This window comes from Bradyrhizobium sp. P5_C11_2 (assembly GCF_054049755.1).
The window spans coordinates 1-7,141 of sequence record NZ_JBFULT010000397.1; the positions used below are offsets into that span (position 1 = coordinate 1).

The following is a 7,141-nucleotide window of genomic DNA, read 5'->3' on the forward strand; positions in this document are numbered from 1 at the left end:
GTTGGGGTGAGGGGGGCTCTCCCCGGGGACGGTGAGAGCTGCCCTCGCGGAGACTCCCCCTCACCCGGAATCCGCGCTAATCGCGCGCATTCCGGCCTGTCCCCGCACGCGGGGAGAGGCGAAACGGGCCCCGGTCGCCTTGACTGTCCGCCGCTTCCCCCCTATACGTCCGCCGCTCCCTGCAAGGACAGAGAATTTGCCCCCGTGGCGCCCCGGATGGCGGCCGCAAATCATTGGGGGAAAGATTGAGGATTTTGACATGTCTCGCCGCTGCGAACTGACGGCCAAGGGCCCCCAGGTCGGCCACAAGGTCAGCCACTCCAACATCAAGACCAAGCGCCGCTTCCTGCCGAACCTGGTCAACGTGACCTTCATCAGCGAAGCCCTGGAGCGCAACGTGCGCCTGCGCGTCTCCACCAACGCGGTCAAGAGCGTCGACCACAATGGCGGCCTCGACGCCTTCCTGCTCAAGGCCAAGGCCGACGCCCTGTCGCCGCGCGCCCTCGAGCTGAAGCGCGCCATCCAGAAAAAGGTCGGTCCGACGACCGCGCCGGTCAAGAAGGCCAGCTAAGCGGATTTTTTCGAATAGGGCGGGGGCTAAGTTGCGTCGCGTGGCGTAGGCTTAGCCAAGTAGAGTTTTGCGTGACGGCCGGATCGGAAGATCCGGCCGTTTTTGTTTGCGACTCAAAGCCAACTCGACGCCAATCACAACTCTGGCGCGCACGGCGCAGCGCGGCTATTCTCAAAATTGCGAGCACTTTTTTTATCTGACATTTCGATGAGGGAAAATTGACTAGAGATCTTAGACCGCGCAGCGGTCGACCCGCGCACGACGAACTCTCAGAATTTGTCCAACACCTTCCTGCGCCAACGAAGATTCTCGGTCTAACGCATATTACTAGCAGCTATTTGTTGAGGGATCTCATCACCGCAGGACGAATAGAAGCATACGAAAAATGCTCTGTCTTGGGTGAGCTTGTCACTTATGCGTTTTACGGGCGCGCAGCTTTTCGCGGGAAATTTGAATTCGCACCAACTACTTTGTCGGCTCTATTTCCGTCCGTCCTCATACTAGATCCAGCGACGGTTCCAACTCCGGCGTACGTTTTTCCGTTCGACAGCGGCGCCTTTGTCGATAACATGATGGACGCGTTCCTTCATCCTTACATGCCTCTGTTCGACTTTCTTCTCGCACCAGACATACAGTCTGCTGCCAAACTCGTAACCGCCGTATTCGGCACCAATGAGAACTTCCTTCGTAACACCCCCCTAATGACCTTCGATGTTCCTAGTTCGAATTTCGAAGCGGATTGTTACAAGAAACTGGCGCTGGCAAACGGCGCGACCTCATCTGGCGATCTTGACGATCGTGCATCGACACCCGAAATCATCTTTAAGGATGCGATCGAGTTGCGAAAAAGCGTTGTAGCTGCGGTGCTGCCAGACACGCTCGCTGCAGATGCCAAGATCGGCGGCGCGCTAAGAGCTTTTGACGTAGACGTGTATGACTACGTATGGACAAGCGGCAGCCGCCCTGGCGAGAATCACTTTGTGGTTCGGAATTTGATTCAGACCATCTACAGGCGTCAGGGTTGGTTATGACGAACGATAACTCACATCATCACCGCGACATGTTGCTCGACGAAGGCCTTGTAACATCGCTGGCCGTGCCGTTCTGGACGCAACCCGGATTCGCAATTCCTCTTGTCCGATCGCGCGCGGACAGTAACGTCGCTTACGTTCAACGCGTCGGCAGGAATCAGCGTATTGTCGGATTCGAGCTGTTCGAAGGCAGTTCAAACATCGTACCGGTTAGCGAGCCAAAAGAGGTTCGCGTTGGAGAGAAAGAACTATTTGCGTTGATCGACCCAAACGGAGAGCCACACACCGGCCCAAGAAACAAGCTTGCACCCATCGTACGGCAATGGGTTGGCCACATAGACACCCCGCTTGTTCGCATGAACTTCGCGCGGTTCTGTGGGAATGACGCTTTGGCGACACGCTCGGCGGCTGAAGCCGTCAGATCGAAGTCTCTAGAGCTGAAGAGCAAAGATGACGCTATTCTTTGGTTCGTCGATGCAGTTTTGATAATTGAGTTGTTGAACGTCCTAGCCGGCGCCCGCAACGCAAAAAGCCTACAGATTGAGGACGAATTATTGGGAAATTCGCTCCTTTCTGTGCAGCTCGATAAAGATCGCTTATCGATAGAACTTCCTGCTTTCMTTCTGGATCAAAAAGCAGGAGCAGTGAAGGGCTTCAAACTTGAGAAGTTGCTTCGATTTGCGCGGCAAGCCACCGGACGTGGCTTAGATCTAAAGAAGAAAGTTCAAGCGGGCCGAACTAAATCGTCTCGAGAGAAAGAGACGGAGCATCTTCGCTCGATTTCTGAGAACATTCGACAACTCYCAACACAGGAGAAACGTTTAGCACGGCTGATCCGTAGCCTTGTTATTGAGCCGCTTGGGCCGAAGCTTCTCGAGCACTACTCGGACAAAACAGTCTTCATGAAGAAGGCGCTCTTGCTGTTGCGCGAGGCTCTCGCACCCTGGCCCGCCAAGAAGCAGCTTGATCAGAAAATCGCAGCCGTCTTGCTGAATATCATTTCGACATCATATCCGCGGCAAAAAGGACGCCTGCTTCTGCAGCTCGCGCGTGAACTAAACGAATTCGAGCACATCTCGGCAGTGATCCGAAATATCGCAACCCACTCAAAGTCGCAGGATGTGATTCCGCTGCGAGACTCAATAGTGGAGGTGCTCTCACTTGGTTTCGAGAATCGTCGATGAATGTTTCTAGCCAACAACCCTCAGATTACGGGCAGCATAGCGACCATCGCCCAATTCTATCAGCGCTAACGCCGGAATTCGAACATATAGCCCCTTTGCCGCTATACTCGCCCCGGTAGCATCACCCGAAGACGCACCATCGTTGCCTGCGCATAACGGACACAACTCGGCGCCGCCACGATGTTGACATTTGTTAACACTCCCGCTATCTTCAGGTCTCCCCATGGCTGATCGGCCCAGGCATCCGCACAAGGAGATCGAGGCCGTTGTCGCGCACGCCGAGTCGATTGGTTGGCGGTGGCGCAAGATGGGGCATTGGGGGCGRCTGTTCTGCCCGCATGCCGGTCGTGATGGCTGCCAGGTCGGCGTGAACGGCACACCGAAGAACCCGGAGGACCACGCACGCCAAGTGATGCGGGCGATCGGGYGCTGCCCGCACGGAGGCGAGGAGGACAAGTGAAGAAATTCGAATTCAGCATCATTGCGTCCGGCCTCGATCCTGCGGCGGAAGATTTCGAGCAGCGTTTCTACGATGCCGGCTGCGACGACGCGGCGATCGCCTTCCAGAAGGGCCACATCATCGTCGATTTCACCCGGGAGGCGAAATCAGTCAGCGAGGCCATCGTCACGGCGGTGCAGAACGTGCAGGCCGCCGGCGCCCGCGTCGATCGCGTCGAGCCCGACCCGCTCGTCAGCCTCTCCGATATCGCCGCCCGAACCGGAATGACGCGCGCGGCGATGACGCAATATTCCAAGGGACAGCGAGCCAAGGATTTTCCCGCGCCGGTCGCCCGCGTGACGTCCGACAGCCCGCTGTGGGATTGGGCGGCGGTCGCAAAATGGCTGTTTCATCACGACAAGCTCAGCCGCGACGAGGCGATCGAGGCGGCCGCCGTGCGAGCGGCCAACGCGGCGATCGGATCGCGCACGGCCAAGCTCGAAGAGACCTTGAAGGGAAGCCTGAAAGCCTACGAGAAGGAACTCGACCGGGCCGCGTGAGGCGCGGGATCCCCGCCGGCTCGCCTGCTCTGCGCTCTGCGCGCCGCCCGCCCCCTACCCCCGAAAATCGATGCTCCGCAGCACGATCCCGGCGGCGTGCCCTCGAACTCCGTCGCCTGATATTTGTGTCCCGCTCGCGCTTCGATGCGGTCGCGCAGGCGGGTGAACTGGGCTTGGACCTGGTCGGGCCTGGCGCGCACGCCGGGCGGCTGGCCCCGCCCGCGTGTTAACCGTCCATTAACCAACGCAGCCTAGCCTGCTGTAATCGTCCAGCCATCATTAGCCCGAAATGCCTTCCCGGTTCGCTCCAGGAGAAGCGCCGATGTGCGTTGCGTTGTTGACGTATGCCGATCTCAGTGCCCGCCTCAATATCTCGCGCGAGGCCGCGCGTTCGCTTGCGAGACGTCGCCGGTTGCCGCGCTCGCGTTCGGATGATGGCAAAGCGCTGGTGAGCGTTGATGTCTCCGAACTCCGGTACGTGCCCCGCCCACGGCGTGGCCGCCAGGCAGACCCCATCGCCGCCTCCATGGCAAGGATCGAAGCGTTCAAGGCGGAGGCCTTCAAGGCGGAGGTCGCGCGGCTCGAAGCGGCAGCAACCGGCTACAGGGCGGATTTCGAGCGCGAGCGTGAGCGCGCCGATCGCCTGGCCGTCGAGCTCAAGCAGGCGGCTGCCGAGACGATGGCAGCCAATGCGTGGGCGGCACGACTGGAAGACGAAGTGGCGGCTCTGCGGAGCGGTCGCCGGGCCGGCGGCGCGATCGCGGGACAAGCCGCGCTTCGATTGGGACATCTGGCCGCGGCCATCGTGGGCGCAGACCGCGCGGCCTGCAGGTAGCACTCGAACCTTTCTCCATCCCCGGCCTGCCGGAGCAACCACGAGGAAAGAATCACTGGCATGACCGATATTCGTGAAATGAAGGCGCGCATTGTCGTGTTCGGGGTCGGCGGCGCCGGCGGCAATGCCGTCAACAACATGATCACGGCCGGGCTGGAAGGGGTCGACTTCGTCGTCGCCAATACCGACGCGCAGGCTCTGACCATGTCGAAGGCGCCGCGCCGCATCCAGCTGGGCACAAAGGTGACCGCAGGCCTTGGCGCCGGCTCGCAGCCCGAATTGGGACGCGCCGCAGCCGAGGAGGCTATCGATACGATCCGCGATCATTTGACCGGCGCGCACATGGTGTTCGTGACCGCCGGCATGGGCGGCGGTACCGGCACCGGGGCTGCACCCATCATCGCCAGGACTGCGCGCGAGCTCGGCATCCTCACGATCGGCGTGGTCACCAAGCCATTCTACTTCGAGGGCCAGCGCCGCATGCGCTTTGCCGAAGCCGGCATCGAGGAGTTGCTGRAGACAGTCGACACCCTGCTGATCATCCCGAACCAGAACCTGTTCCGGGTGGCCAGCGAGAAGACCACATTCGCCGATGCCTTTGCCCTTGCCGATCAGGTGCTTTATTCGGGCGTGGCCTGCATCAGCGACCTCATCGTCAAGGAAGGCCTGATCAATCTCGATTTTGCCGACGTTCTCTCCGTGATGCGCGAGAAGGGCAAGGCGATGATGGGACGGGGCGAGGCTTCCGGCGAGAAACGCGTGCTCGCCGCCGCCGTGGCCGCAATTTCCAATCCATTGATCGAGAACCCCTCGATCAAGCGCGCCAGCGGCCTCATCATCTCCATCACCGGCGGGCGGGATCTCATGCTGTTCGAAGTCGACGAAGCTGCGACCCGCATTCGCGACGAGGCGGACCCGGACGCCAACATCATCGTCGGCGCGTCGTTCGATGAAAGCCTCGAAGGCATCGTCCGCGTCTCGGTGGTGGCGACCGGAATCGACAATGTTGATCCGGCGCAGCAGACGCAACCGGCGGAAACCTCACTCACGCAGCTCGCCGGCAGGCTGCGCAACGACAGCCGCCGCATCGCCGATCGCATCGAGCGCGGTGCACCGCTTCCGCAAGTGGAAAGCCCGCCGCTTCGCCCCGAGGCCGGCCGATCCGCGAGGCCACCGGCAACGCCGAATGCTGAATATGCGCGCCATACAGCTTCTCAGCCGCTCGATCCCTACGGCCGCTCCTCTCCGCGCAATGCGACCGACGAGGACACTCTCGATATCCCGGCCTTCCTGCGTCGCGCCGGCAACTGAGCTGGTCGCAAGCACCAGCACCTGGACCGCTGTCCAGCCCGTCATGCCCGGCCTTGTGCCGGGCATCCACGTCTCTGCTCCAACCAGGCAAGAAAGGCGTGGATGGCCGGGTCATAGGCGAGCGAAAGCGACGCCGTCCTTCGGACGGCCATGGCGAGCGGAAGCGACGCCGTCCTTCGGACGGCTAGGCCCGGCCATGACGAAAAGTGGGTCACTTCACGCGGTTAGAAAGTCCCTGAAAATGCTGGCTGCATTTCGGTCAGGCCCTGAGCAGCGCAGCGCGCCGGTTTTTCACGCGGCCGTGCTGCGCGGGCCCTCCGCTGCTTCCTTTTTTTCCGTCTCCTTGTCACGGGACAGCCATGCCGGGAATCGAAGCAGGCGCTCGTTGTTGTCTTTTGGCAGTTCGACGGGCGGTACGATGGGCGCTTCATTGGCCGAACTCGGGAGGTCCAGTGCAGCGTGGCCGACGCGCACCGCATCCGCGCGCTGATCCAGTTCGCGCAACACCGGATCGATGACGTTGTCGATTTCGGCCGCCACCGATAACAGGAAGCTGTTGAGCTCGCGGGCCTCGGGCACAACTGCCGCAGCCTGCTCGATCGCCCTGCAGAGACCATCGACAACAGGTGCAAACGCGCTCCCGGCCTGTTTGATTCGGGTTTTGATCGCTTCGATTTCGCCGAGGACGCGATCACGCTCCCGCCTGTTCTTCTCCTCCGAAAGGCGGGCTTCGATTTCGGCGATCTGAGCCGTCAGGGTCGCGGCTTCGGATGCAAGAGCATCGCGTCGTCCGCGCGCGCGATCGAGATCGCGACTGAGATTGTCCACTAAGTCGTCCTTTCCGAACATTGCTCTGCTCCCTAGGACAGCCGCAACGCGAACCGTCAGCCTGGCAACCGAACGAATGGCCGGATCGGCCAAAACAGGCAGCAACTTCAGTCGCGTCACATGGGCCGACATGGTGATCCCCCAATCGTCCACATTAGGCGACCGCATGGTTAACAAGAGGTTAATTTCAACAGCTGATGCGGCAACGGGGCCCGCGGATGCAATCGAAAACGCGCGAAGCTTGCGCACGCTCGGGTTCGAACCGTCGCTACCCCCTACCCCCGAAAATCAATGCTCCGCAGCACGATTCCCGGCGGCGTGCCCTCGAACTCCGTCGCGCGGTACTTGCTCGCCGCTCGCGCCTCGATGCGGTCGCGCAGGC

The 7,141-nt window shown here is 60.9% G+C and carries 6 protein-coding genes and 3 pseudogenes; 6 read left to right on the forward strand and 3 right to left on the reverse strand.

Features of this window, described 5'->3' with window-relative positions; genetic code table 11:
- The first annotated feature begins 259 nt into the window (after positions 1-259).
- From rpmB to ACXJL8_RS28890, 4 genes are all read left to right on the forward strand, one after another.
- A complete protein-coding gene (gene rpmB, locus ACXJL8_RS28875; RefSeq protein ID WP_456620071.1) occupies positions 260-571 on the forward strand; it encodes a 50S ribosomal protein L28 in 312 nt (103 codons plus the stop codon).
- Between the two features lie 341 nt (positions 572-912).
- The gene (locus ACXJL8_RS28880; RefSeq protein ID WP_456620070.1) at positions 913-1,602 is read left to right on the forward strand and encodes a hypothetical protein; all 690 of its coding nucleotides are present in this window, start codon (positions 913-915) and stop codon (positions 1,600-1,602) included.
- The gene (locus tag ACXJL8_RS28885; protein WP_456686017.1) at positions 1,599-2,786 is read left to right on the forward strand and encodes a hypothetical protein; all 1,188 of its coding nucleotides are present in this window, start codon (positions 1,599-1,601) and stop codon (positions 2,784-2,786) included. The genes ACXJL8_RS28880 and ACXJL8_RS28885 overlap by 4 nt, the downstream gene beginning before the upstream one ends.
- Positions 2,787-3,242: 456 nt before the next feature.
- On the forward strand, positions 3,243-3,785 hold the full coding sequence (locus ACXJL8_RS28890) for a hypothetical protein (RefSeq protein WP_456620068.1): 543 nt from the start codon (positions 3,243-3,245) through the stop codon (positions 3,783-3,785).
- A gap of 54 nt (positions 3,786-3,839) precedes the next feature.
- Here ACXJL8_RS28890 and ACXJL8_RS28895 read toward each other — a convergent pair.
- A pseudogene (locus ACXJL8_RS28895) lies at positions 3,840-3,988 on the reverse strand (DUF1488 domain-containing protein); the annotation flags it as partial.
- A gap of 119 nt (positions 3,989-4,107) precedes the next feature.
- Here ACXJL8_RS28895 and ACXJL8_RS28900 point away from each other — a divergent pair.
- Both ACXJL8_RS28900 and ftsZ read left to right on the forward strand, forming a co-directional pair.
- Positions 4,108-4,620: a hypothetical protein gene (locus ACXJL8_RS28900; protein ID WP_456620067.1), complete on the forward strand. Its 513-nt coding sequence runs from the start codon at positions 4,108-4,110 to the stop codon at positions 4,618-4,620.
- Between the two features lie 60 nt (positions 4,621-4,680).
- Positions 4,681-5,622: pseudogene (ftsZ, locus tag ACXJL8_RS28905) on the forward strand (cell division protein FtsZ); the annotation flags it as partial.
- Between the two features lie 600 nt (positions 5,623-6,222).
- Here the strand turns inward: ftsZ and ACXJL8_RS28910 are convergent.
- Together ACXJL8_RS28910 and ACXJL8_RS28915 are read right to left on the reverse strand one after the other, a co-directional pair.
- Positions 6,223-7,008, reverse strand: a complete 786-nt coding sequence (locus ACXJL8_RS28910; protein WP_456620066.1) for a hypothetical protein — start codon at positions 7,006-7,008, stop codon at positions 6,223-6,225.
- Between the two features lie 26 nt (positions 7,009-7,034).
- Positions 7,035-7,141: pseudogene (locus tag ACXJL8_RS28915) on the reverse strand (DUF1488 domain-containing protein); the annotation flags it as partial.